23 protein-coding genes and 1 pseudogene are annotated in these 21,937 nt (G+C 61.2%); 9 read left to right on the forward strand and 15 right to left on the reverse strand.

Going from position 1 to position 21,937, the window contains the following annotated elements:
- Positions 1 to 189: 189 nt before the first annotated feature.
- Entirely contained in the window at positions 190 to 1,182 is a 993-nt protein-coding gene (locus tag ABI582_RS00005) for a bile acid:sodium symporter family protein (protein ID WP_028613790.1), read from the reverse strand.
- Positions 1,183 to 1,301: 119 nt separating this feature from the next.
- Here ABI582_RS00005 and ampC point away from each other — a divergent pair, with 119 nt between their 5' ends.
- On the forward strand, positions 1,302 to 2,444 hold the full coding sequence (gene ampC, locus ABI582_RS00010) for a class C beta-lactamase (protein WP_442117996.1): 1,143 nt from the start codon (positions 1,302 to 1,304) through the stop codon (positions 2,442 to 2,444).
- 300 nt (positions 2,445 to 2,744) lie between these two features.
- The gene (locus tag ABI582_RS00015) at positions 2,745 to 3,077 is read left to right on the forward strand and encodes a hypothetical protein (RefSeq protein ID WP_258910065.1); all 333 of its coding nucleotides are present in this window, start codon (positions 2,745 to 2,747) and stop codon (positions 3,075 to 3,077) included.
- Positions 3,078 to 3,123: 46 nt separating this feature from the next.
- Here the strand turns inward: ABI582_RS00015 and ABI582_RS00020 are convergent, their stop codons facing one another.
- The 5 genes from ABI582_RS00020 to ABI582_RS00040 form a co-directional block, all read right to left on the reverse strand.
- Entirely contained in the window at positions 3,124 to 3,435 is a 312-nt protein-coding gene (locus ABI582_RS00020; protein WP_258910064.1) for a hypothetical protein, read from the reverse strand.
- A gap of 142 nt (positions 3,436 to 3,577) precedes the next feature.
- Positions 3,578 to 3,766, reverse strand: a complete 189-nt coding sequence (locus ABI582_RS00025) for a hypothetical protein (RefSeq protein ID WP_003253897.1) — start codon at positions 3,764 to 3,766, stop codon at positions 3,578 to 3,580.
- Between the two features lie 138 nt (positions 3,767 to 3,904).
- The gene (locus tag ABI582_RS00030) at positions 3,905 to 4,225 is read right to left on the reverse strand and encodes a YbjQ family protein (RefSeq protein WP_016500011.1); all 321 of its coding nucleotides are present in this window, start codon (positions 4,223 to 4,225) and stop codon (positions 3,905 to 3,907) included.
- Between the two features lie 69 nt (positions 4,226 to 4,294).
- Positions 4,295 to 5,179 (reverse strand): EamA family transporter, encoded by an 885-nt coding sequence (locus ABI582_RS00035; protein WP_061202663.1) that lies wholly within the window; start codon positions 5,177 to 5,179, stop codon positions 4,295 to 4,297.
- Positions 5,180 to 5,360: 181 nt separating this feature from the next.
- Entirely contained in the window at positions 5,361 to 6,404 is a 1,044-nt protein-coding gene (locus tag ABI582_RS00040) for an ABC transporter substrate-binding protein (RefSeq protein WP_442117997.1), read from the reverse strand.
- Between the two features lie 177 nt (positions 6,405 to 6,581).
- On the opposite strand from ABI582_RS00040, the gene ABI582_RS00045 reads away from it, so the two are divergent.
- The 3 genes from ABI582_RS00045 (at position 6,582) to ABI582_RS00055 (ending at position 10,457) form a co-directional block, all read left to right on the forward strand.
- The gene (locus tag ABI582_RS00045; protein WP_442117998.1) at positions 6,582 to 8,534 is read left to right on the forward strand and encodes an oxidoreductase; all 1,953 of its coding nucleotides are present in this window, start codon (positions 6,582 to 6,584) and stop codon (positions 8,532 to 8,534) included.
- Positions 8,535 to 8,573: 39 nt separating this feature from the next.
- Entirely contained in the window at positions 8,574 to 9,173 is a 600-nt protein-coding gene (locus ABI582_RS00050) for a helix-turn-helix domain-containing protein (protein WP_028613784.1), read from the forward strand.
- An 81-nt stretch (positions 9,174 to 9,254) separates the two neighbouring features.
- Complete coding sequence (locus ABI582_RS00055; protein ID WP_442117999.1) at positions 9,255 to 10,457, forward strand: NAD(P)/FAD-dependent oxidoreductase; 1,203 nt, start codon at positions 9,255 to 9,257, stop codon at positions 10,455 to 10,457.
- A 118-nt stretch (positions 10,458 to 10,575) separates the two neighbouring features.
- On the opposite strand, the gene ABI582_RS00060 is transcribed toward ABI582_RS00055, so the two are convergent.
- Positions 10,576 to 11,187, reverse strand: a complete 612-nt coding sequence (locus ABI582_RS00060) for an FMN-dependent NADH-azoreductase (RefSeq protein WP_338747227.1) — start codon at positions 11,185 to 11,187, stop codon at positions 10,576 to 10,578.
- A 133-nt stretch (positions 11,188 to 11,320) separates the two neighbouring features.
- Here ABI582_RS00060 and ABI582_RS00065 point away from each other — a divergent pair, with 133 nt between their 5' ends.
- Complete coding sequence (locus ABI582_RS00065; RefSeq protein ID WP_016500019.1) at positions 11,321 to 12,223, forward strand: LysR substrate-binding domain-containing protein; 903 nt, start codon at positions 11,321 to 11,323, stop codon at positions 12,221 to 12,223.
- Entirely contained in the window at positions 12,216 to 12,575 is a 360-nt protein-coding gene (locus ABI582_RS00070) for an MmcQ/YjbR family DNA-binding protein (protein ID WP_028613769.1), read from the forward strand. The genes ABI582_RS00065 and ABI582_RS00070 overlap by 8 nt, the downstream gene beginning before the upstream one ends.
- Before the next feature lie 56 nt (positions 12,576 to 12,631).
- Here the strand turns inward: ABI582_RS00070 and ABI582_RS00075 are convergent, their stop codons facing one another.
- The 6 genes from ABI582_RS00075 to ABI582_RS00100 all read right to left on the reverse strand — a co-directional run bounded on the left by ABI582_RS00075 (position 12,632) and on the right by ABI582_RS00100 (position 19,216).
- Positions 12,632 to 13,384 carry an SDR family NAD(P)-dependent oxidoreductase gene (locus ABI582_RS00075; protein ID WP_258657033.1) on the reverse strand — a complete coding sequence of 251 codons (753 nt, stop codon included), beginning with the start codon at positions 13,382 to 13,384 and terminating at the stop codon, positions 12,632 to 12,634.
- A gap of 59 nt (positions 13,385 to 13,443) precedes the next feature.
- Positions 13,444 to 15,474 carry a pyrroloquinoline quinone-dependent dehydrogenase gene (locus ABI582_RS00080; protein WP_442118000.1) on the reverse strand — a complete coding sequence of 677 codons (2,031 nt, stop codon included), beginning with the start codon at positions 15,472 to 15,474 and terminating at the stop codon, positions 13,444 to 13,446.
- Positions 15,475 to 15,485: 11 nt separating this feature from the next.
- Entirely contained in the window at positions 15,486 to 15,884 is a 399-nt protein-coding gene (locus ABI582_RS00085; RefSeq protein WP_442118001.1) for a glucose dehydrogenase, read from the reverse strand.
- Between the two features lie 30 nt (positions 15,885 to 15,914).
- Positions 15,915 to 17,216 carry an MFS transporter gene (locus ABI582_RS00090; protein ID WP_442118002.1) on the reverse strand — a complete coding sequence of 434 codons (1,302 nt, stop codon included), beginning with the start codon at positions 17,214 to 17,216 and terminating at the stop codon, positions 15,915 to 15,917.
- Positions 17,217 to 17,348: 132 nt separating this feature from the next.
- Positions 17,349 to 18,305, reverse strand: a complete 957-nt coding sequence (locus ABI582_RS00095; protein WP_442118419.1) for a transketolase family protein — start codon at positions 18,303 to 18,305, stop codon at positions 17,349 to 17,351.
- A 41-nt stretch (positions 18,306 to 18,346) separates the two neighbouring features.
- Complete coding sequence (locus ABI582_RS00100; RefSeq protein ID WP_442118003.1) at positions 18,347 to 19,216, reverse strand: transketolase; 870 nt, start codon at positions 19,214 to 19,216, stop codon at positions 18,347 to 18,349.
- Between the two features lie 152 nt (positions 19,217 to 19,368).
- Between ABI582_RS00100 and ABI582_RS00105 the strand changes: the two genes are divergently transcribed.
- Both ABI582_RS00105 and ABI582_RS00110 read left to right on the forward strand, forming a co-directional pair.
- Positions 19,369 to 20,277, forward strand: coding sequence for a LysR substrate-binding domain-containing protein (locus ABI582_RS00105; protein ID WP_338747222.1), 909 nt, complete (start codon positions 19,369 to 19,371; stop codon positions 20,275 to 20,277).
- A gap of 32 nt (positions 20,278 to 20,309) precedes the next feature.
- Positions 20,310 to 20,444, forward strand: a pseudogene (locus ABI582_RS00110) (MmcQ/YjbR family DNA-binding protein); the annotation flags it as partial.
- Between the two features lie 58 nt (positions 20,445 to 20,502).
- On the opposite strand, the gene ABI582_RS00115 reads toward ABI582_RS00110, so the two are convergent.
- Positions 20,503 to 20,916, reverse strand: a complete 414-nt coding sequence (locus tag ABI582_RS00115) for a DUF1294 domain-containing protein (protein ID WP_442118004.1) — start codon at positions 20,914 to 20,916, stop codon at positions 20,503 to 20,505.
- A complete protein-coding gene (locus tag ABI582_RS00120; protein WP_338747220.1) occupies positions 20,909 to 21,739 on the reverse strand; it encodes an undecaprenyl-diphosphate phosphatase in 831 nt (276 codons plus the stop codon). Before ABI582_RS00120 ends, ABI582_RS00115 begins: the two co-directional genes overlap by 8 nt.
- Positions 21,740 to 21,937 lie beyond the last annotated feature (198 nt).

A 21,937-nucleotide genomic window follows, 5' to 3' on the forward strand; every position in this document is an offset into this window, starting at 1 on the left:
GGTGAGCAGACCATCCTCGATTACCTGATCCAGCCGCTGAACCGGGCCAAGGAGGCACTGGTTTCAAGTCATGCAAAGTACCTGTAGGAGCAGCCTTGTGCTGCGAAGAGGCCATAGCTGGCGAAGATGATCTTTTGCCTTGCCGGCCTCTTCGCAGCACAAGGCTGCTCCAGGGCACCGCGCATGCGCTCAGGACGCCGCCGAGGCCTCTTCAGCGTCCTGCTCACGGCTGGCATAACGCTGCGCCAGCACCGCGCAGACCATCAGCTGGATCTGGTGGAACAGCATCAGCGGCAGGATCATCGCGCCAATACCACTGCCCACGAACAACACCTGGGCCATGGGCACACCCGTAGCCAGGCTTTTCTTGGAGCCGGCAAACAGGATGGTGATGCGGTCCTCCAGGTCGAAGCCCAATGCCTTGCCAAGCACACGGGTGCCAAACAGCACCACCGCCAGCAGAATCCCGCACACGGCGAACAACCCGGCCAGGTGCTGCGGCGATACCGTGTGCCACAACCCCGTGACCACGGCTTCGCTGAAGGCGGTGTATACCACCAGCAGGATCGAGCCCTGGTCCACCACCTTGAGCCAGCGCGCATTGCGCTTGACCCAGGCGCCGATCCAGCGCCGCGCAATCTGCCCGGCAACGAACGGCACCAGTAGTTGCAGAGTGATCTTCAGCACGGCATCCAGGCCAGAACCGGTGTCACCACTGGCGCCCAGTAACATCATCACCAGCAAGGGGGTCAGGAAGATGCCCAGCAGGCTGGACGCCGCCGCGCTGCAAATGGCTGCAGGCACGTTACCGCGGGCCAGCGAGGTGAAGGCGATGGCCGACTGCACCGTGGCCGGCAAGGCGCACAGGTAGAGCACGCCCAGGTACAACTCGTTACCCACCAGCGGCACGAACAGCGGCTTGAACGCTAGGCCAAGCAGCGGGAACATCACGAACGTGCAAGAGAACACCAGCAGGTGCAGGCGCCAGTGCCCGGCACCGGCAATGATCGCCTCGCGCGACAGCTTGGCGCCATGCAGGAAGAACAGCAGGCCGATGGCCAGGTTGGTCAGCCAGCCGAAATACACCGCACCATCGCCCGAGCAAGGCAGCACGGTGGCGATCAGAACCACCCCGAGCAAAGCCAGGGTGAAATTATCGAATAACATGCGCAAATACTTCATCACAGTGTCCGTCTTGTCATTGTGCAAGGGCAGACGATAAGGTCTACGGCTTTTCGGCGCTAACGCCGGAACCCCCATCGGTATCGCTCAACGGACACGTTCCGCACAAGGACCCGCTCATGCCCCTCTCCCGCCCGGCCGCCCTAGCGGCTGTCATCGCACTGGCTCTGGGCCACACCGGCGCCCAGGCCAACGACCAATTACAGGCCAAGGTCGACCAGATCATCCGCCCGTTGATGCAGGAGCAAGGTATCAGCGGGATGGCCGTGGCGATCTACGCCCGCGACCACGCGCACTATTTCAGCTATGGCGTGGCCAGCAAGGCCGACAAGGTGCCCGTCAGCCGAGACACGCTGTTCGAGATCGGTTCGCTGAGCAAGACCTACACCGCCACCCTGGTCGCGCTGGCCAGCGCCGAGGGCAAGCTGGAGCTTGAAGCCCCGGCCAAGCGGTATCATCCTGCACTTGCCGGGGCTCCCCTAGGCGACGCGACGGTGCTGGAACTGGGCGCCTACAGTGCCGACTGCCTGCCCTTGCAGTTCCCCGATGCGGTGCAGACACCGCAGCAGGTCGTCGATTTCTTCCGCCATTGGCAACCCCGTGCCAAACCCGGCACCCAGCGCTGCTATTCGAACCCCAGCCTTGGGCTGTTCGGTGACCTGGCCGCCCGCGCGCAGCAGCAACCGTTTTCTACCCTGATGACCGAGGGCCTGCTGGCGAAAATGGGCCTGAAAAACACCTACCTGCAAGTCCCGGCCAGTGCTCAGGGCCTTTATGCCCAAGGTTACGACGCCGCCGACAAACCGGTGCGCGTCGGCCCCGGCCCGTACGCCGACGAGGCCTACGGCATCAAGACCAGCGCCAGCGACCTGCTGCAGTACGTGCGGCTGCACATGCAGCCGCAGGGCCTGCCACCGGCACTTGCAAAAGCAACCGCCATTACCCAGCAGGGCTACTTCCAGGTCGCCAGCATGACCCAGGGCCTGGGCTGGGAGCGTTATCCCTACCCAGTCACGCTGGGCACCCTGGTAGATGGCAACAGCGCGCGGCTGATCCGTGAACCGCAAGCAACCAAGCGCTTGCAACCGGCCCTGCCGCCGCTGCCAGCGGCCTGGTACAACAAGACCGGTGCAACCAACGGTTTCGGTGCATACGCCGCATTTGTGCCCAGTGAAAAGCTGGCAGTGGTGTTGCTGGCGAATCGCAATTACCCGAACGAAGAGCGGGTTCGTGCAGCCTTCGAGATACTGTCCGGGCTGTAGTGCGAGCAGCGATTGTTGAACAAAACGACAGAAATGTAGTGCTTAAAAATATTCACTACAAAATCATTGACGCCGCTCATCGCCCTTGTGCATGATGAAGCCGTCTCCCTGATCGGGAGCGGTGGCAAGGGTGTTCCAGACGGCTTGCGCGGTAACGCAGGCCGTCCGTGGAGAGGGAACTGTCCAAAAGGCAGCGTGAGAAAGCCCCTGTTGCGATGCTGCTGTAGCAGCGTTGGTAGTGCGCTACACCGTGGTAGCGCCAACTGTGAAAATCACCTACGAATGGGTAATGGGGGCTTTATGATGAACTTGAACAATAATCCAACTATCGATCAACTGGCGCAGCTGTTCGCCGTACGCAAGGACAGCCTTGACGACCATTTGCTGTGGGTCACCCAAACCGGTGAGGTGCGGCTCGACCGCCTGCCACCGAACACTATTGAAGATGAATTTGAAGAGCACCTGCCCAGCATGTGTGCCCGCTTCAAGGTCTACCGCCGTGGCCAGGGCTACGTCGGCAAGAAGGCCGCCGCCGACACCGAGTTCGTTGGCCGCGTCCTGCAGACCCTGCAACAAGAATGGCCCGCCGCCCGTGAGCGGCAGGCAGTCAAGGTGATCGAACCGCTCAACTGAGGGTTCTCACCCTTAACCAAGCCCGGCCCGCATAGGCCGGGCTTTTTCATGCCTGGCGCCGCTGGCGGCGGCTTTGCGGCAATGGCAAGGCCCCGGTAGCCATCGCACGGGCACGGTCGACGCCCCACACCAGAGCGCGGGTCATGGTCTCCCCTGGCCGCGCTGGGTAGTACTCCTCCAGCAATGCCCGCCCATCCCCGGCATACAACCCTAGAAACAGCTGGGTCGCCCCCAAACGTGACAAGCGCACCTGCACATCCAGCGTGGTGCCGTCACTGAGGACTTCGTCGTGGCTGCGGCTGTGCAAATGGGCGTCGGCCCACTGCCAATAAGTCTCTTCCCTGACTCGCATGAGCATTCAATCCTCCGTCGCTGGAATGCCACGACAGAAAACCACAACCACTGCCAGCCGGCGAGCGCTACCCCGCATTGCCATGAGGCGGATCAACAAAGCGCAATAAAAACCCCGCCATTGGGCGGGGTTATGTACTGGGGCGGGATCACTTCTTCAGCGGAACCCGCGGCATGAAGCGGCCTTTTTTACTGCGCTGCAGGTGTGCAGGCTGGAGCTGTTCGGAATCATCCAGCGTCATGTGGGCGAACCCCAGGCGGAAGGCCGCCTGGCCGCAACGCACTTGGCTGTTGATGGGGAACGCATCGTTCAGGTCTTCGAAAAAGGATTCGCTCATGCCCTGTCTCCCTCCAGTGGCAGTCGCGCCGGCAACCAGAAGAGTCGCCCAGAAAACGCGGCCTGTGAAAAGGAGACTAGCTGGTCATTTGCGGACCGCCCGGACAAGAGCCTTGCAGCCGACCAGTGGCAGACCGCTCTACTTCAGGCGCACCGCGGTGCCGGTGGCAAATACCACCACCATGCCACCCTGCACCGACGGCATGCTGATCTCGAAATCCACACCCACTACCGCGTCGGCGCGCAACTGAAGTGCCCGCGCCTTGAGTTCTTCGGTGGCCTGCTCGCGTGCTTCACGCAGGGCGCTCTCCAAGGTTTGCGAGCGGCCGCCGAAAAAGTCGCGAAAACGCGCAAAGAAATCGCGTACGAAGTTGATGCCCTGCACCGATTCGGAGCTGACCACGCCCAGGTATTCGGCAATCGGGCGCCCTTCTAGCTGGCTGGTGGTGGAAATGATCATGAAAGCGCTCCGTTGGCCTGGATAAAGAGAGCGATTCTAACAGAGCGCCGAGCAGCCTATTTGCGCGGTTTACGCGCTGACTGCCCGCAACCTTTGCCCAATACGCGCGCCGAACACGTTCACCAGCAACCCCGCCATCACCAGCAAGGCGCCCCAGCCCTGGATGGCGGTCAGGCGTTCGCCCAGCAACAGCGCCGACGAACTCAAGCCAATCACCGGTACCAGCAGCGAGAACGGTGCCACCTTGCCGGCCGGGTGGCGCGACAGCAGCTTGCTCCACAGGCTGTAGCCGAGCATGGTGGCGACAAAGGCCAGGTACACCAGGGCAAGCACCGAGCTCCAGCTGATGTTGGCCAGGGCATGGCCAATGCGCTCCGGCCCTTCCAGCCACCAGGACAACGCCAGGAACGGCAGTGGCGGTATCAGCCCGCCCCAGATCACCAACGCCACCAGGTCAACCGAGCCAAAACGCCGCGTGATGATGTTGCCCATGCCCCACATGGCACCTGCGCACAAGGTCAGCACCAGCGCCAGCAGGGGCACATGGCCGCCATCTTCGCTGCCAATCAACGCCAGGCCGCTGGCCGCTACCAGCAACCCCAGCACACTGGCCAGGCGCAGCCGTTCACCGAGGAACAGTGCAGCGAACCCCAGCGTGAAGAACGCCTGCGACTGCAGGATCAGCGAGGCCAGCCCAGGCGGCATGCCGCTGTACATGGCCTGGAACAGGAAGGCGAACTGCCCCAGCGAAATTGTCGCGCCATAGGCAATCAACCAGCGCCAGGGCAGTTTCGGCCGCTTGACCAGCAAGATTGCCGGAAACGCCACCAACAAGAAGCGCAGCGCCCCCAGCAACATCGGCGGCAAGCCATCGAGGCCTACCTTGATGACCACGAAGTTGACTCCCCAGGCGACGATCACCACCAGGGCGATGAGCAGGTCCTTGAGCGGCATTGCGACTTCCTTCTACAGGCTTTTTGGACATATTTCGTTACAGCATAAGGCTATTCCTCAAAAGCGGACCAGCACAGTTATGCCCCAGGGTTGCACAACAGTGACTGTTACTGACCTCCAGTACGGGCTCAACTACAGGAGAACATATGTACTCCCCCTGTATACACGAAGTGCCCTTTAGTTACTTGCTCGCCCAGGCATTGAAGCGTTGCTCCAGCTCTTCGCCATGGTCGACCCAGAATTCCACATTCATCGCCAGCGCCCCTTGCAGGTTCTGCGGCGAAGTGGGTACCCAGCTGGCCAAGGCCGGGTCCAGCCTGGCAGCTGCCTGGGTGTTGGTCGGCCCATAAGGAATCTGCTGCACATACCGTACCTGGGTATCCGGCTGGTTGGCATAGGCGATCAGCCGCTTGGCCTGGTCGACATGCCGCGAGCCTTTGATGATGGCCCAGTAGTCCATGCCATACAGGCTTCCAGGCCATACCACGGCCAGCGGGCTACCTTGTTGCGCCGCCACGGCGATGCGCCCGCTGTAGGTCGAAGTCATTACCACATCACCTGCCGCCAGCCACTGCGCAGGCTGGGCGCCGGCGTCCCACCACTGGATATAGGGCTTGAGTTCGCTGAGCTTGGCGAACGCACGTTCAACCCCGGCCGGCGTCGACAGCACCTTGTAGACGTCCTCCACCTTCACCCCATCGGCCAGCAGCGCGAACTCCAGGTTGTACACCGCACGCTTGCGCAAGCCGCGCTTGCCCGGGTACTTGTTCACGTCCCAGAAGTCGGCCCACGAGGCCGGTGCCTCAGCCAGCTTGTTGCGGTCGTAGGCGATGGCCACGCTCCACACCAGCGCAGCCGAACCGCAGTCCTGAGCTGCGTCGGGGATCAGCTCGGCGCCATGGCCCAGGCGCTGCCAGTCAAGGTGCTCGTAGACCCCCTCTTCACAGCCGCGCATCAAATCCGGCCCCTCGATCTGCACCACGTCCCAATCGACGTTGCCGGTGTCGGCCATCACCTGGATCCGCGCCATCTCGCCGTTGTATTCGCTCTGGATCAGCTTGCTGCCATCCTGGGCACTGAAGGGCTTGAAGATGGCCTCGTCCTGGGCCTTCTGGCCGGCGCCTCCATAGCCCACCACGACCATCTGCGGCGCGGCGTGCGCGCTGCCCAGGCCAAGGGCAAACAACGTTGCGCAAAGACCAGGAACACGGGGTATTACCTGCATCGTAGCTTCCTCCTGCCGGTGCCCCAAGGGCCCGTTTTCTTGTTGTTGTGAGGTCACACCCTCGCGGTGAGGGTGATCAAAACCTAGTCGCGCGCCAGTAAAAAAACAAGTTGATTTTTTACTGGAGCTACACTTTCATAAACAAAATAAGAACAACACCGCACCGGAGCCGCCTGTATGCAAACCGCCTTCCCTCACTTGTTCGAAGCTTTGCAAATCCGCGGCAAACGCTTGAAGAACCGCATCATGTCCACCGGCCACGACACCTGCCTGCCCACCGACAACTTGGTCAACGACAAGCTGATCGCCTACCAGCGCGACCGCGCAGCCGGTGGCGTCGGCCTGATCGTGCTGCAGGTCGCGGGGGTGCATGACAGCGCCCGCTATACCTCGCATGTGCTGATGGCCACCGACGATGCCTGCATCGACGGCTACCGGCAGCTTGCCGAGGCCTGCCATGCACACGGCACCGTGGTGCTGTCGCAACTGTTTCACCCCGGGCGGGAGATCATGGAGTCGGCGGACGGCCTGCTAGCGGTTGCCTACTCCGCGTCGTCGGTGCCCAACGAACGCTTCCGGGTGATGCCACGTGCACTGGACCAACCGATGATCGACGACATTGTCCAGGGCTACGCCAGTGCGGCCCGGCGCTTGCACCAGGCCGGGCTGGATGGCGTCGAGGTGGTGGCCAGCCATGGCTATCTGCCCGCGCAGTTCCTCAATCCGCGGGTGAACCTGCGCAGCGACGGCTACAACGGCAGCCTGGAACAGCGCCTGAGGTTCCTGCGTGAAGTGCTGGCCGCCGTGCGCGCCGCCACCGACGAGCAATTCATCATCGGCCTGCGCATAAGCGCCGACGAGCGCGACAGCCAAGGGCTGAGCGAGGATGAGTCGCTGGCCGCTGCGGTTGCCCTGCAGGGCCAGCTCGACTACCTGCACATCGTCGCTGGCACTTCGGCGTCCCTGGGCGGCGCCGTGCACATCGTCCCGCCCATGGCCATCGAGCCGGCCTACCTGGCCCGAGAGGCGGGAACCTTCAAGCAGCAACTGGACATTCCGTTGTTCGTCACCGGGCGCATCAACCAGCCCCAGGAAGCCGAACTGATCCTGGCCCGCGGCCAGGCCGATGTCTGCGGCATGACCCGTGCACTGATCTGCGACCCGCTGATGCCGAACAAGACCGAACGCGGCCAGGTCGAAGATGTACGCGCCTGTATCGCCTGCAACCAGGCCTGCATCGGCCACTTCCATCGTGGCTTGGCCATTTCCTGCATCCAGCGGCCAGAAACCGGCCGAGAATTGCAATATGGGCAGCTGACGCCCACCACCAAGCCCAAACGAATCCTCATCGCTGGTGGCGGGCCCGCCGGCATGAAGGCCGCCGCCGTGGCCGCCGCCCGTGGGCACCAGGTAACGCTGTACGAGGCCGGCCCGCAGCTCGGTGGCCAGGTGCTGCTGGCCCAATTGCTACCGCGGCGCAGCGAGTTCGGCGGCGCCAGCACCAACCTGCAACGGGAAATGGCCCTGGCCGGCGTGGAAGTCGTGCGCAACACCCGGGTGGACCGCGCCCTGGTCGAGCGCGAGCGCCCCGACCTGGTCATTGCCGCTACCGGCGCTACCCCCTATTGGCCGGCGTTCGAGCGCAGCGGCGAGCTGCAGGTGGTGGACGCCTGGCAAGTACTGCGCAACGAAGTGAAGCTGGGGCGTTCGGTGCTGGTGATCGACTGGCGCTGCGACTGGATCGGCCCTGGCATCGCCGAACGCCTGGTGCGCGAGGGGCACCAGGTGCAGTTGGCAGTCAACGGTACCCACTGCGGTGAAAACCTGCCGCTGTACGTGCGTGATCAGCTGGCCGGCGAGCTGCATCGCCTGGGCATCCCCATCACCCCTTATGCGCGCCTGTATGGCAGCGACGACAACACGGTGTACCTGCAACATACCGCCAGCGGCGAGCCGATGATCTTCGAGGGCATCGACACCTTGGTGCTGTGCATGGGCCATCAGCCGGAAGACAGCCTGGCCAGCGAGCTGGCCGGCCTGGTAGAAGTGCGGCGCGTTGGCGACTGCCTCGCACCACGCACCGCCGAAGAAGCGATTCACGACGGCTTGACGGTTGCCTGGTCGCTCTGAGGCTGTACATACTGCGGCTTTTGCGATGGACCGACGTGCATGAGCCAACTCCCCCAGCCCCCCGCCAGCGAAGCCGGGGGCGCCGCGCCGCAGTTCCTGGGCACCCGCATCCGCGGCCTGCGCAAGCGCCGCGGCATGACCCTGGCGGAGCTGGCCGCGCACAGTGAACTGACCGCCGGCTACATCAGCCAACTGGAGCGCAACCTCTCCTACCCGTCGATCCCGGCGCTGTTCAACATCGCCCGCAGCCTGGGTGTGACCATCCAGTGGTTCTTCGCCAGCGAAGCCATCACTGCACCGGAGGACCAGGGCTATGTGGTGCGGCGCAACAGCCGCCTGAGCGTGCACTATGAAGATGGCATCGTCGATCAGCTGCTCACCCCCCAGCCCAACCGCCAGCTGGAGATCCTGCACTCGCGCTTCCCCCCTGGCACCTACAGCCAGCAAAGCTACAGCCATGAAGGCGAAGAAGCCGGCTATATCCTCAGCGGCAGCTTCGAGCTTTGGGTGGGTGAACGGCACTTCCAGCTGGGTGAAGGCGACAGTTTCAGCTTCTCGAGCCAGGAGCCCCACCGCTACGGCAACCCCGGTGAGGTGGATGCCGTGGTGATCTGGGTGATCACGCCGCCAACATTCTGAAGCACTCCTGCAGGCGTTCGTAACACCGTTGACCTGCAATACGGTCTACCTTGTCCACCGAACTTGAAAAGGAGCACAACCATGAAGCAGATCCTGATCATTGGCGCGGGCTTTGCCGGCCTGTGGAGCGCACTCAGCGCCATCCGCCAGCTTGACCTCAACGGTAGCAAGGAGGTCGAGGTCACCTTGCTCGCCCCCCAGGCCAAACTGCATGTGCGCCCGCGCTTCTACGAGCCCGACGTTCACACCATGGCCGCGCCGCTGCAGGACCTGCTCGATGCCGTCAACGTTCGCTTCGTGCAAGGCACGGCATTCCACATTGATGAAGCGGCCCGCCGGGTCAGCTACCGTACCCGCAGCGGCACCCAGTGCGCCCTGCCCTACGACCGCCTGATCATGGCCTGCGGCAGTTTGCTCAACCGGCCTGACATGGTCGGTATCGAGCACGTTTTCGACGTCGACAAGATCGACAGCGCTGCGCGGCTGGAAGCCCACCTCAAGTCGTTGGCCAGCCTGCCCGACACGCCCGCGCGCAATACCGTGGTGGTAGCCGGGGGCGGCTTTACCGGCATCGAGACTGCCACCGAGCTGCCGGCACGGCTCCGGGAAATCCTCGGTGAAGATGCAGCGTTGCGTGTGGTGGTCATCGACCGCGGCGCCAGGATGGGTGCCGCGTTGGGAGACGGCATTCGCCCGGCCATCGAACAGGCTTGCGAGGCGCTGGGTGTCGAATGGGTCAGCGGTGCCACGGTGGCTGCGGTGGACGCAGCCGGCGTATCGCTGGACAACGGCCAGCGCATCGACGCCAGTACAGTGGTATGGACGGTGGGCTTCAAGGCCAACCCGCTCACCGAACAGATCAGCGGCGAGCGCGACCGCCTGGGGCGCCTGCATGTGGATGGCAACCTGAAGGTCAAGGGCAATGATGCGGTGTACGCGGCGGGTGATGTGGCCTATGCCGCCTGTGACGAGCTAGGCAATTACGCAGTGATGTCCTGCCAGCATGCGATTCCGCTGGGCCGCTATGCAGGCAACAATGCCGCTGCCGAGCTGATTGGTGTGGCACCCATGACCTACAGCCAGCCCAAGTACGTCACGTGCCTGGACCTGGGCGCCTGGGGCGCGGTGTATACCGAGGGGTGGGAGCGCACGGTGTCGCCACCGGAGGACAAGGCCGAGGCCAAGGCGCTGAAAGCGCAGATCAACACGGTATGGATCTACCCACCAGCGGCCGATCGCACTGCGGCTTTGGCGGCTGCCGACCCAACCATCCCGGTCGCCTGAAACGGCTCATCGCCGGCAAGCCAGCTCCCACAGGTACTGCGCATGACTCGAAGTCGATGCGTACGGTGTGGGACCTGGCTTGCCGGCGATGAGGCCATGACAGGCCAGCTACCGAGGATCAGGCAGCGGCAAACAGCTCGTTGGCAATCTGCGCCTGTGCAGCATCAATTGCCTGGCTGCGGTGTTCCGGGCCATAAGCCAGACCATGGGCGCGAACGATTTCCAGGTCGGTGACACCGATAAAGCCCAGGAACACTTTCAGGAAGTCTTCATGCCCGGCGCCAGTCGGCTGGCCAGCGTGCAGGCCACCGGCGGTGGACACCAGTACCACTTTCTTGTTGCCGCACAGGCCTTCCGGGCCCGCTTCGGTGTAGCGGAAGGTCTTGCCGGCAACAGCAACGCGGTCGATCCAGGCCTTGAGCTGGGTCGGTACGGTGAAGTTGTACATCGGCGCACCAATCACCACGGCATCAGCGGCCAGGAACTCTTCCAGGGTTTGCGCGCTCAGCTTGGCTTCGAACGCCTGGGCTGCATCGCGCACATCTTCAGGGGTACCTGCAGCGACCAGGGTGGCGGCAGAGAAGTGGGCGATGGCGTCGGCGGCCAGGTCGCGATACACCACTTCCACGCTCGGGTCAGCGGCTTTCCAGGCTTCGACCACTTCACGGCTCAGCTGGCGGGAGGCGGAATTGTCGCCAAGGATGCTCGAATCGATATGCAACAGTTTCATGGGACTCTCCTGTGATTGAAGACCGCAGCGTTGGGCGATCACGATGGAGAGAATCCTACCGGGATGAGTAATGGCTGATAAGTCGGCAAAAATGCGCTAGTTTGTCCCACAGATGGAACAGTGAGACATTCCCATGCAAGATCTCAACGACCTTTTCTACTTTGCCCGCGTGGTCGAAGCCGGCGGGTTCGCCGCCGCCGGGCGTCAGTTGGGCATCCCCAAGTCGCGCCTGTCACGGCGTATTGCCGAACTGGAAGAACGCCTGGGCACCCGCCTGCTGCAACGCACAACCCGACAGTTGAAACTCACCGCAGTGGGAGAGCGCTACCTGCACCACTGCCAGGCCATGCTCCTGGAAGCCGAAGCCGCCGATGAGGCCGTGGCCAGTATGAGCAGCGAGCCGCGCGGGCGCTTGCGGGTGTCTTGCCCGGTGGCACTGGCGCATGCCTTCCTGCCGGATGTAATCAGCCGCTTTCTTGCCCAGTACCCGTTGGTGCAGCTGGACATGGTGTTGCTCAACCGCCGCGTCGACCTGATTTCCGAAGGCATCGACGTCGCGCTGCGCGTGCGAGACCTGGGTGATGAAGACCCGGCCCTGGTCACCCGCCGCCTGCGCCAGGCGCAGATGCAACTGGTGGCCGCGCCCGGTTTCGCCGACCACATCCGCGAACCGGGTGAGCTGGCGTCACTGCCGGTACTGGGCGCCGCCGAGGCAGACCGGCTGGTGCACTTCCGTCTGTTCGGCCCCCAGGGCAAACAGCAGGAAATTGCCCTGGAGCCACGGTTGGCCATCGACGATTTCGTAGTACGTAATGCTGCTGTACGGGCTGGACTAGGATTCACCGCCTTGCCCAGCATGTTTTGTGAAGAAGAACTGGAACGCGGCGAATTGGTGCGCCTGCTGCCAGACTGGTCACTGCCAGGCGGCTATCTGCAGGCGGTGTACCCGCATCGGCGCGGTGTACTGCCCGCGGTGCGGGTATGGATCGATCACCTGGCGGCATCATTCGAGGCCTGTGGAGAGCGGTATGTCTGAAAGGAAGATGAGCGAAGCCCAGGTGGCAGCGTTTTGCCTGAGCCTGCCGGGTGCACGGGAAGACTACAAATGGGGTGGTATCCGGGTGTTCTCGGTGGCGGGCAACAAGATGTTCGCGGTGCTGGACCTGGCAGGTGCAGGGCTGTCGTTCAAAGTGGCCGATGAGCTGTTTCTCGGCTACTGCGACCGCCCAGGGGTGCGGCCTGCGCCGTATCTGGCGCGGGCGCGGTGGATCAGCATGGCGCTGCCCTACCCCATGGGGCGTGATGAGCTGTGTGATTTGTTGCAGCGCTCGCACCAGCTGGTGGTGCGGCGGTTGCCCAAGCGGTTGCAGGTGGGATTGTTGATCTAGTCAGCCTGTACTGGCCCCTTCGCGGGCTTGCCCGCTTGTATGATTAGACTGCACGCTTAGAATTGCACCGACCGAGTGAGCCCGCCGTCTACCAGCAGGTTCGTACCGGTCGTGAAGCTCGCAGCCGGACTGGCAAGAAACACTACCGCCTTAGCCACTTCTTCGGGAGTGGCCATGCGACCCAGTGGATTTTCGGCCAAACACTTCGCGAAAGTTTGCGGTTGGTCGCGCTCGATGTCACCCCATACACCCTCTGCGAAGTACACATTGCCGGGAGAAACGGAATTGACTCGGATTCCTTCGGGCGCATGACGCACCGACAGGGTTTTGCCGTAATGAAGCAGGGCGGCCTTCAAAATGCCGTAGGGCTCGGCGAACATATCGACCTCACGCCCGGATACGCTGGAGATCAGCACAATCGAGGCTGCTTCTGACTGACGCAGCGCAGGCAGTGCAGCTTTTACCATTGCCGCACTGCCCAGCAGATCAGTGTCGAAAGCACGACGCCAAGTGTCGAGATCATCCCCCCCGGCCAATGCGCTCACATTCGGCACGACGATATCCAATCCGCCCATTCTCTGCGCGGCCGAAGTTACCCAGGCGGCCACTTGCTCAGGCTGGGTGACATCGACCGCCGTACCAAATGCACGAGGACCTAACTCAGCGGCAGCGCCTTCGACACCCGCGGCACCGCGCGCGCAGAATGCTACCTGCGCGCCCTCCTGAAGAAACAGCTCAACGATCGCTCGTCCGATGCCTCTCGATGCACCGCTGACCAGCACGCGCTTGTCCTTCAAGCCCAGATCCATGGTTTAACTCCTCCAGCAGTTGTTGCTGCGGCGGGACACAACGTGCGCCGCCGCGCGGATTACTTGCGCAGCTTGTACGCAATAATTTCGTCGCTTGTCCCGGTTTCCATGAAGGCATGGCCCGAGGCGGATATGAGTACGTACTGTTCGCCATTGACCTCATAAGAAATCGGGTTGGCCTGGGCACCGACGTTCAGGACGTCTTCCCACAACACCTTACCAGTGGCGGAATCGATCGCCCGGAACAGGTTGTCGGTGGCCGCACCGACAAAGGTTAAGCCGCCTGCGGTCACTACCGTACCGCCGTTGTTAGGCAGGCCGATATGGAACGGCAGGTGCGAAGGAATGCCGAACGGACCATTCCGGCGCGCGGTGCCCAGTGGCTCATCCCAAACGGTCTTGCCGGTGTCCAGGCTAACTGCACGAATCCCACCGTATGGCGGTGCCGAGCATGGCACGCCGGTACCCCAGTTCCGCCAGCCGGCATTCACGCTGATCGCATAGGGTGCGTTCACTTGAGGGTACACAGAGGCGCCGCCCTCACCCTTGCCCGACTTGCTGCCGGCCTGGTTCAAAGCGGTCTCATCCACCTTCGGTGCATAGATCGGCTTGAGCCCCATCTTGTTGGCCTGATCCCGTGGGATCAGTTGGTTCAGGTTGGGGATGTCGTTGTAGTTGGCGATGATCAAACGGCGCACCGGGTCAATAGCAACCGAGCCCCAGTCTGAACCACCGTTGTAGCCGGGGTACTGAATCCAGGGGCGATCTACCGAAGGCGGTGTCAGGTAGCCCTCATAGTTTGCTTGGCGGAACTGAATCCGGCACATCAGCTGGTCCAGCGGCGAGAAGCCCCACATGTCCGCCTCGGTCTTCGGAGCCTTGCGCAGGGTATGCCACTCGGATGTCGGCTGGGTGTCGGCCAGGTACTCAGGCTCGACCGAACCGCCCCTAGGTGCCTTCACCTCGCCGACCGGGGTCAACGGTTCCCCTGTGGCACGGTTCAGGATATAGATATCGCCCTGCTTGGTCGGCAACAGCACCGCCGGTACCGGCTTACCATCCTTGCCTGGGAAATCGAACATTGTCGGCTGACTGCCCAGGTCGTAATCCCAGACGTCATGACGAATCGCCTGGAAGTGCCAGACGTCTTTGCCGGTCTTCACATCGACCGCCACGAGTGAGTCCGAGTATTTGTTCTCAGCTTCGCTGCGGTTGGAACCGTAGTAGTCGATCGAGGAATTGCTGATCGGCAGGTAAACGTAGCCGAGCTGCTCGTCGCCCACCGCCGCCGTCCACATGTTCGGGGTGCCGCGAGTGTAGGTGCTGCCCTCGGCAGGCCCATGGACATTGTTCTGATTACCCAGGTCCCAAGCCCATGCCATTTTTCCAGTGATCGCGTCATAGCCGCGGATAACGCCAGAGGGCGCATCCTCATCCTGGCCGTCGCGAATCTGCGCGCCGGTCACCACTACACCATTGACGATCGCGGGCGGCGCTGTGACTGCGTACCAGCCAGGGACCTTCTTGCCCAAACCTTCCCAGAGGTCCACCGAGCCGTTCTGACCGAAATCCTTGCACGGCTCGCCTGTGTGTAGGTCAACGGCGATCAGTCTTGCGTCCAGTGTGGCTTCCACGACACGGCTGCGGCACTGAGCGGTCTCTGGCAACTGGGGAGCTGTGTAAACCGCCACCCCGCGGCAGGCTGCCGCATGGGGGATGGCCTGGTCCGGTACGCCCGGATCATGTCGCCAGTTCTCTTTACCGGTGGCGGCGTCGATCGAGATCATGATGTTCTTGGCCGAGCACATCAGCAGATCGTTTCCGACCTTGACCGGTGTGGTTTCCGGCGAGTACCGACTACCCGGATTAGGTAGATCCCGGGTGTGATACACGAACGCGCGTTCCAGGCGCCCCACGTTCTCTGGGGTGATTTGCTTGAGCGGGCTGAAACGTTGGGCGTTGTGGTCACCGCCGTAAAATGGCCAGTCGCTGCCAACCTGTGGCACGTCTTGGGCTTGAGCAAATTGCACCTGAAGGGCGCAAGAAATGGCGAGGGCAAGCGCGCCCCCGCTTTTGACGGAAGTAAACATTACGAACCTCGTTACGCAGCAGTGCGGACAGCGCGTCGTAGCGCCGGCGACAGAATCAGGATCAGCAACAGGATGACGGTCATGGCCACCAGCCGTGGTACCAGTCCCCACCAATTGAGCCCAACCTCCCAAAGGGCCCATATCACGGTAAGCCCCCAGATCACGCCGAACAGGTATATGGCGCTACGCCGTTGTCGCCACAGCAAGACGGCGGTCACCACACAACCTGCACCTGCCAGGCCGTAGTACCAGCTACCACCCAAGGCCATCAACCACACCCCGCCTCCGAACAGAGCCATGCCAAACAGGCCAAGTGTTAATGCCAGTACGATTGTTGCCACCCTCCACTTCCCGCCCATCACAGGCTGCGCCTTGTCGTTGCTGCGGGACACACCAATACGTTGATTCATGACGCTACAGCTTCCTTCCTCACAAGTAATTCAAATCACCGCGTGCTTGGTAGTTGCTGCAAACCCTATCGGGCGACGGGTACAGAACATCGACAGGATCGCGCCAACAACTAACAGCGCGCCGACCACCACGAAGGCCAAGGCGAAGCTGCCAGAGCCAGCGACTACATAACCGGTTACGATGGGTGCCAGCAGGCCGAAGAGGTTACCGACCGCTGTGATAAAGCCTGCGGCGGTACCGACGTCGTCCTCGGAGCGCACCAAGTCGTTGACCAGCGAAAGGTTCAAGGAGATCGCCGAAGCGCAGGTGGCCAGCGACAAGGTGATCACGAACAGAATCGCCCAAGTGCTGTCGATTGCTGGAACCAAAAAGATCACCGAGGATGCGAGCAGTACGCTGGCAACTACCATGCGACGCTGGCCTGTTTCTGCCGCACCTGGACGCATCGCTTTATCGCTAAGCCGGCCAATGACAATGGCGAGAACCGCAGCGCCTAGATAGGGAATGGCGGTATAGATGCCGCTCGACATCACGGTTAGGCCTTTCTCGGCCTGTAAATAACTCGGCAGCCAAGTCAGGAAAAAATAGGTGGCGTAGACCGCGCACCCGTGGGACAGAGCAATCGCCCACATACTGCTGGAGCGCGCCAAGCCCTTGAGGCCAAGCGATACAGGCACCTTTTGCGCGGCAGTAGGTGCAGCGCTACCTTGCGCAATTTCAGCGCGCTCGGCATCGTCTAGCCAAGGTGCCTTCGAAGGATGGTTGTACCACTTCAACCAAGCGGCTAACCAAATGAACCCAAATGCGCCTGCCACGACGAAAGCAATCCGCCAACCAAATGCGCTGATCAGCCAGCCAAAACCAATGGCGCCGATGGCGGGGCCGACGAGACTTCCGCTGTGGAAAACAGCGGTGGCCATACCCCGCTCTTTGAGCGGCATCCATTCGCGGATAACCCGCGCGCCTGCTGGGTAAGTAGTGGCTTCGCCCATGCCCATGATGAGCCGGCAGCTAAGCAGCGAAACGAACCCAGTGGACAATGCGGTACAGGCAGTGGCCACAGACCACACCCCGATCCCGTAGCCATTGACCTTTTTGGGACCGAAGCGGCCTACCAGGTAGCCCATGGGAATGAGCGCGAGGAAATAGAGCCACACGAACGATGAGAACAAATAGCCCATCGCGACCGGTGAGATACCAAACTCTTCCTTGAGTACCTTGGATGCCACCGAGAGTGATACCCGGTCGACATAGTTGATTAATGTCAGGGTGAAGAGAAACGCGTAGATCCAGACGCGCTTTTTCTTCAGAAGACTGGTGTCTTTTTGCATCGCCATCACCTTGTAGTTATTGGGACGATCCAGGTACGAGAACTAGACTTGCTGGCGGCGAAAGCCGCTCACGGCGCCCAGGCAGCGGGCATTGGGTTGTGAGCGGCAGCCGCACGTCTGCTTAGGGTTCAGTTAGCCCAGCCAACGCTGGATGTTTGCGACCATGACGTCTTTGGAGATGCCATATCGATCATGAAGTGTCGGTAGCGCGCCTGCGTCCAGGAACTGGTCCGGCAGTGCAACGTGACGTATTTCGGGTAGAACGCGGGCTTGCACCAGCGCCATGGCAATCGCCTCTCCCAAGCCGCCAATCTGAGTGTGGTTTTCGGCGATAACCACCAGCCGGCCTTCACGTCGGCATTGCTCGATGATGGTCTGCACGTCCAGCGGCTTGATCGTTGGCACGTGCAGCACGGCCGTTTCGATCGTGCTTTTGGCCAGTTCATCAGCCACCTCAAGAGCGCGCATGGTCATCAAGCCCGAGGCGATGACCAGAAGGTCTTTGCCGTCCCTCAGCAGCTTGGCTTTACCCAGTTCGAACTTATAGTCGTATTCGTCCAGAATCAGCGGCACCCGTCCGCGCGGAAGGCGCATGTACACTGGGCCATTGTGCTGCGCGATCGCAGCCACACATTGCTCGGTTTCCAGTGCGTCGCACGGATCGATGACCATCATCTGCGGAATCGCGCGCATCATCGCCAGATCTTCGGTGGCCTGGTGGCTCGGGCCGTAGCCGGTGGTCAGGCCAGGCAGCGCTGCGCAGATCTTCACGTTGAGGTTTTCTTCTGCGATCACCTGGTGAATGAAATCGTAGGCGCGTCGTGTAGCGAACACTGCATAGGTCGTGGCGAACGGGACGAACCCCTCCTTTGCCATACCACCAGCCGCAGCCATCAACAATTGCTCAGCCATGCCCATCTGCAAAAATCGCTCAGGGTATTTCTGGGCAAAGATATGTAGGTCCGTGTATTTCGCAAGGTCAGCAGTCATGCCAACGATGCGTGGATTCTTTTGCCCGGCCTTGATCAGTGCATGTCCGAATGGCGCTGAGGTGGTGCGCTGCCCTTCACTCGCAATCGATGCGATCATCGAGGAAGTCGTGAGCTTAGGTTTGGTAGGAGTGGCGGCAGTCACTGTTGGCTCCTTGGGGCATAGAGCCCATCCAGGTCGTTGATCGCTTGCTGCCACTCATTAGCTTCAACGCGAATGAAGTGGTTCTTATCCCGTGTTTCCAGAAACGGCACGCCTTTGCCCATCAAGGTGTCGAACAAGATGACTCGTGGTTTATCGTCCGGAAGCGCCCGAGCTTGGTCAAATGCGTCAATGACTGCCTGCAAGTCATTGCCGTCGACACGCTGCACATGCCAACCAAATGCCTCCCACTTATCTACCAGTGGTTCAAATTGAAGGATGCCGTGCGATGGACCATCGGCTTGCTGACGATTGATGTCGACCAGATTGATGAGGTTGGAGAGTTTGTGATGCGAAGCTGACATGGCTGCCTCCCAAACAGCTCCCTCATCCAGCTCACCATCGGACATCGAGTTGTAGACGAAGGCATCACTCCCCTTCATTCTCAGCCCCAACGCCTGGCCCACTGCAATCGCCAATCCTTGGCCGAGAGAGCCGCCAGAGATTTCCATACCTGGCGTATACGTGGCCATGCCAGACATAGGCAGTCGGCTATCGTCCGACCCGTATGTTTCCAGTTCTTCCTCTGGCAGCACTCCAGCTTCGAGCAGCGCAGCATAGAGAGCGATCGCATAGTGGCCGTGAGACAACAGGAAGCGATCCCGCCCTTCCCACTCAGGCTCGGCCGAGCGGATATTCATTGCATGGCAGTAGGCAACAGCCAAAACGTCAGCCCAACCCAGCGCTTGACCCACGTAACCTTGACCCTGCACTTCGCCCATCCGTAACGCAAAGCGTCGGATTCGCCAGGCATGCTTCGACAGTCGGGCAAATGGCGTATCAGCCTGCCCATTGAAACTCTCGGTCATCTTGTCCTCCGTTAGTGACCTGGGGTATCTGGACGCACTCATGCAAAACATTCATCTCGCGTCATCCAAATAGAGCAACGCGTTGATCTTCATGTAAAAATACACAGGCGACAAAAGGTTTAAATTCGCCAGTCAATGAACAGGATTCACCAATGAATTGGATCAAGCGGCTGCCGTTGCCGTCTTTGCGAGTTTTCGAGGCTGCTGGTCGCACTTGCTCATTTGTCGAAGCAGCAAGAGAGCTGGATCTTTCGCCAAGCGCAGTCAGTCACTCGATCCGAAAATTGGAATCGGCCACTGGCGTGGTGCTCTTCACCCGTAACACGAGACACACCGCCCTCACAGGCGAGGGAGCGGCGTTGCTTGAGCACGTGCAGCGGGGATTCGGTGAAATGAATCGAGGGCTGGCATTAGTTACGGGTGAGCCGTCCACGCCTCTGCGTGTCCACACTGCCCCGACCTTTGCTAGCCAATGGCTGGTGCCGAGACTTGCCGGCTTCATGAGCGACCACCCGGGAATTGAGCTGCGCATATCAGCGAGCACGGACTATGCAACCTTCGAGGTCGACGACTTCGATCTGGACATTGTTTATGGCGTGCCACTGCACAATTCGCACGAGATCATTCCCTTGGCGATCGAGGAATTGACTCCTTTGTGCAGCCCCGCGTTAGCTTCTGCCCTGACATCCCCGCAGGACTTGTACAACCAGTTGCTCATCCAGAGCGAGGGGCAGTCTGTTCAATGGAAGGGCTGGTTTGCCGCTAACAGCATGCCCATACCTACTAATTTCGGCCTGGCATTTGATCGAAGCTCCATGGGAATTTCTGCTGCGGTCGACGGGCTGGGAGTGGTGCTTGAGTCCACGCTGCTTGCAGAGCGAGAGCTGGCTACAGGAAAGCTCGTCGCCCCCCTCAAAGGTCTCAGTCAATCCGTTCGGTACGTCGCTCACCACCTGGTGCACCCGCGTCGCCCGCGCCAGCAAGAGGCCGTTGCTCAATTCAAGATGTGGCTGTTCAAGGAACTGGCGATCCCCTCATTTGCCCATCCTGTGCTCGATTGATGCCCTGCCTGACGAGAGGCACCAAACTGTCATCGCGGGCGCGGTGGATCAGCATGGCGCTGCCCTACCCCATGGGGCGTGATGAGCTGTGTGATTTGCTGCAGCGCTCGCACCAGCTGGTGGTGCGGCGGTTGCCCAAGCGGTTGCAGGTGGGGTTGTTGATCTAGTCAGCCTATACCGGCCTCTTCGCGGGGTTGCGCGCGAAGAGGCCGGTACAGGTAAACATCAATTGAAGGGCAGATAACGCCCTTCAAAAAACAGCCAGTCCGCCCAAAACACCTGGTGCACCAGCACAATCCCCCAGAATACCAATTGGTACGAAACCTTGCGGGTCTTGTGCCGAAACAGCTGTTGTGCCAGCAAGGCCCCCGGCCAGCCACCCAGTAATTCACTGGCATGCAGCACCTTCTCGGGTGTACGCCAGGCCTGTTTACGCGCCTGCTGCTTATCCTGCCAATACAGCAACAGGCTGATCAGGCTCATCGCCGGGTACAGCGCCAACGGCCACCAGGCATCATCGTTCCAGGCCATACGCGCAGCCCCCAGGCCAGGCAAAAGGCAAAGCAGGCCCAACAGCAGCAGTTTCAGGCGCACATTGCGTACGCCTTCAGCCCGTTGCCCGCGCAATGCCTCAGCCATGTGCGGTGGACCAGTCAACCCAGCCGAACTGCCAGGTCGCCAGAATCAGCAAGCCGAAAACGATGCGATACCAGGCAAATGCCGCGTAGCTGTGGTTGGCAATGAACTTGAGCAGCGCACGCACAGCGATCATGGCGAAAATGAACGAAGTCACGAAACCAATGGCAAACACCGGCAAGTCTGCGGGCTGGAACAGGTCGCGGTACTTGTAGCCCGAGTATACCGCCGCACCGACCATGGTCGGCATCGCCAGGAAGAACGAAAACTCGGTCGCCGCCTTGCGCGACAGGCCGAACAGCAGGCCGCCGATAATGGTCGAGCCGGAGCGCGAAGTGCCCGGAATCATCGCCAGGCACTGGACGAAACCGATCTTCAGCGCATGGCTCCAGCGCATGTCGTCAACGTGGTCAACCTGCACGCTGTGCTCGCGACGCTCGGCCCAGAGCATGATGACACCACCGACCACCAGTGCCGCCGCCACGGTGATCGGATTAAACAGGTACTCGTGAATCAGATCGGCGAACAACACGCCCAGCACCACCGCCGGCAGGAACGCCAACAGCAGGTTGCCGGTGAAACGCCGTGCCTTGGGCTGGCTGGTCAGGCCAAATACCACTTCGAGAATCTTGCCGCGAAACTCCCACACCACTGCCAGTATCGCCGCCAGCTGGATAATGATGTTGAAGGCCATGGCCCGTTCGCCACCAAACCCTATCAAGTCGGCGACGATAATCTGGTGCCCGGTACTGGAGATCGGCAGAAACTCCGTCAGCCCTTCGACCACGCCCAAGATGATTGCCTGGAAGGCAGTCCAAAAATCCATCATTCCCCCGGATGGAGCGCTGCATGTTGCACGCCCCTTGTTCTTGATTTGCTTGAAATTGCCGCACGCGGCCCGGCTGTTTTACAGCGACTGTTGGGCGTAACGCCAGTAGAAAAGTTCACGGCTGCTAAAGGTTTCATCTTGCGCGGCCGAAATCCTTGGAGAGCGCCTTTATATTCGCTTGAAACCACCTGCTGC

Origin of the sequence: Pseudomonas sp. SAS7 (assembly GCF_052112345.1) — a bacterium.
Classification (GTDB): domain Bacteria; phylum Pseudomonadota; class Gammaproteobacteria; order Pseudomonadales; family Pseudomonadaceae; genus Aquipseudomonas; species Aquipseudomonas putida_Q.

Coding starts and splice junctions, on each gene's coding strand:
- ABI582_RS00005 (WP_028613790.1), bottom strand. CDS start 1,182: ATGAAGTATTTGCGCATGTTATTCGATAATTTCACCCTGGCTTTGCTC.
- ampC (WP_442117996.1), top strand. CDS start 1,302: ATGCCCCTCTCCCGCCCGGCCGCCCTAGCGGCTGTCATCGCACTGGCT.
- ABI582_RS00015 (WP_258910065.1), top strand. CDS start 2,745: ATGATGAACTTGAACAATAATCCAACTATCGATCAACTGGCGCAGCTG.
- ABI582_RS00020 (WP_258910064.1), bottom strand. CDS start 3,435: ATGCTCATGCGAGTCAGGGAAGAGACTTATTGGCAGTGGGCCGACGCC.
- ABI582_RS00025 (WP_003253897.1), bottom strand. CDS start 3,766: ATGAGCGAATCCTTTTTCGAAGACCTGAACGATGCGTTCCCCATCAAC.
- ABI582_RS00030 (WP_016500011.1), bottom strand. CDS start 4,225: ATGATCATTTCCACCACCAGCCAGCTAGAAGGGCGCCCGATTGCCGAA.
- ABI582_RS00035 (WP_061202663.1), bottom strand. CDS start 5,179: ATGCCGCTCAAGGACCTGCTCATCGCCCTGGTGGTGATCGTCGCCTGG.
- ABI582_RS00040 (WP_442117997.1), bottom strand. CDS start 6,404: ATGCAGGTAATACCCCGTGTTCCTGGTCTTTGCGCAACGTTGTTTGCC.
- ABI582_RS00045 (WP_442117998.1), top strand. CDS start 6,582: ATGCAAACCGCCTTCCCTCACTTGTTCGAAGCTTTGCAAATCCGCGGC.
- ABI582_RS00050 (WP_028613784.1), top strand. CDS start 8,574: ATGAGCCAACTCCCCCAGCCCCCCGCCAGCGAAGCCGGGGGCGCCGCG.
- ABI582_RS00055 (WP_442117999.1), top strand. CDS start 9,255: ATGAAGCAGATCCTGATCATTGGCGCGGGCTTTGCCGGCCTGTGGAGC.
- ABI582_RS00060 (WP_338747227.1), bottom strand. CDS start 11,187: ATGAAACTGTTGCATATCGATTCGAGCATCCTTGGCGACAATTCCGCC.
- ABI582_RS00065 (WP_016500019.1), top strand. CDS start 11,321: ATGCAAGATCTCAACGACCTTTTCTACTTTGCCCGCGTGGTCGAAGCC.
- ABI582_RS00070 (WP_028613769.1), top strand. CDS start 12,216: ATGTCTGAAAGGAAGATGAGCGAAGCCCAGGTGGCAGCGTTTTGCCTG.
- ABI582_RS00075 (WP_258657033.1), bottom strand. CDS start 13,384: ATGGATCTGGGCTTGAAGGACAAGCGCGTGCTGGTCAGCGGTGCATCG.
- ABI582_RS00080 (WP_442118000.1), bottom strand. CDS start 15,474: ATGTTTACTTCCGTCAAAAGCGGGGGCGCGCTTGCCCTCGCCATTTCT.
- ABI582_RS00085 (WP_442118001.1), bottom strand. CDS start 15,884: ATGAATCAACGTATTGGTGTGTCCCGCAGCAACGACAAGGCGCAGCCT.
- ABI582_RS00090 (WP_442118002.1), bottom strand. CDS start 17,216: ATGCAAAAAGACACCAGTCTTCTGAAGAAAAAGCGCGTCTGGATCTAC.
- ABI582_RS00095 (WP_442118419.1), bottom strand. CDS start 18,305: ATGATCGCATCGATTGCGAGTGAAGGGCAGCGCACCACCTCAGCGCCA.
- ABI582_RS00100 (WP_442118003.1), bottom strand. CDS start 19,216: ATGACCGAGAGTTTCAATGGGCAGGCTGATACGCCATTTGCCCGACTG.
- ABI582_RS00105 (WP_338747222.1), top strand. CDS start 19,369: ATGAATTGGATCAAGCGGCTGCCGTTGCCGTCTTTGCGAGTTTTCGAG.
- ABI582_RS00115 (WP_442118004.1), bottom strand. CDS start 20,916: ATGGCTGAGGCATTGCGCGGGCAACGGGCTGAAGGCGTACGCAATGTG.
- ABI582_RS00120 (WP_338747220.1), bottom strand. CDS start 21,739: ATGGATTTTTGGACTGCCTTCCAGGCAATCATCTTGGGCGTGGTCGAA.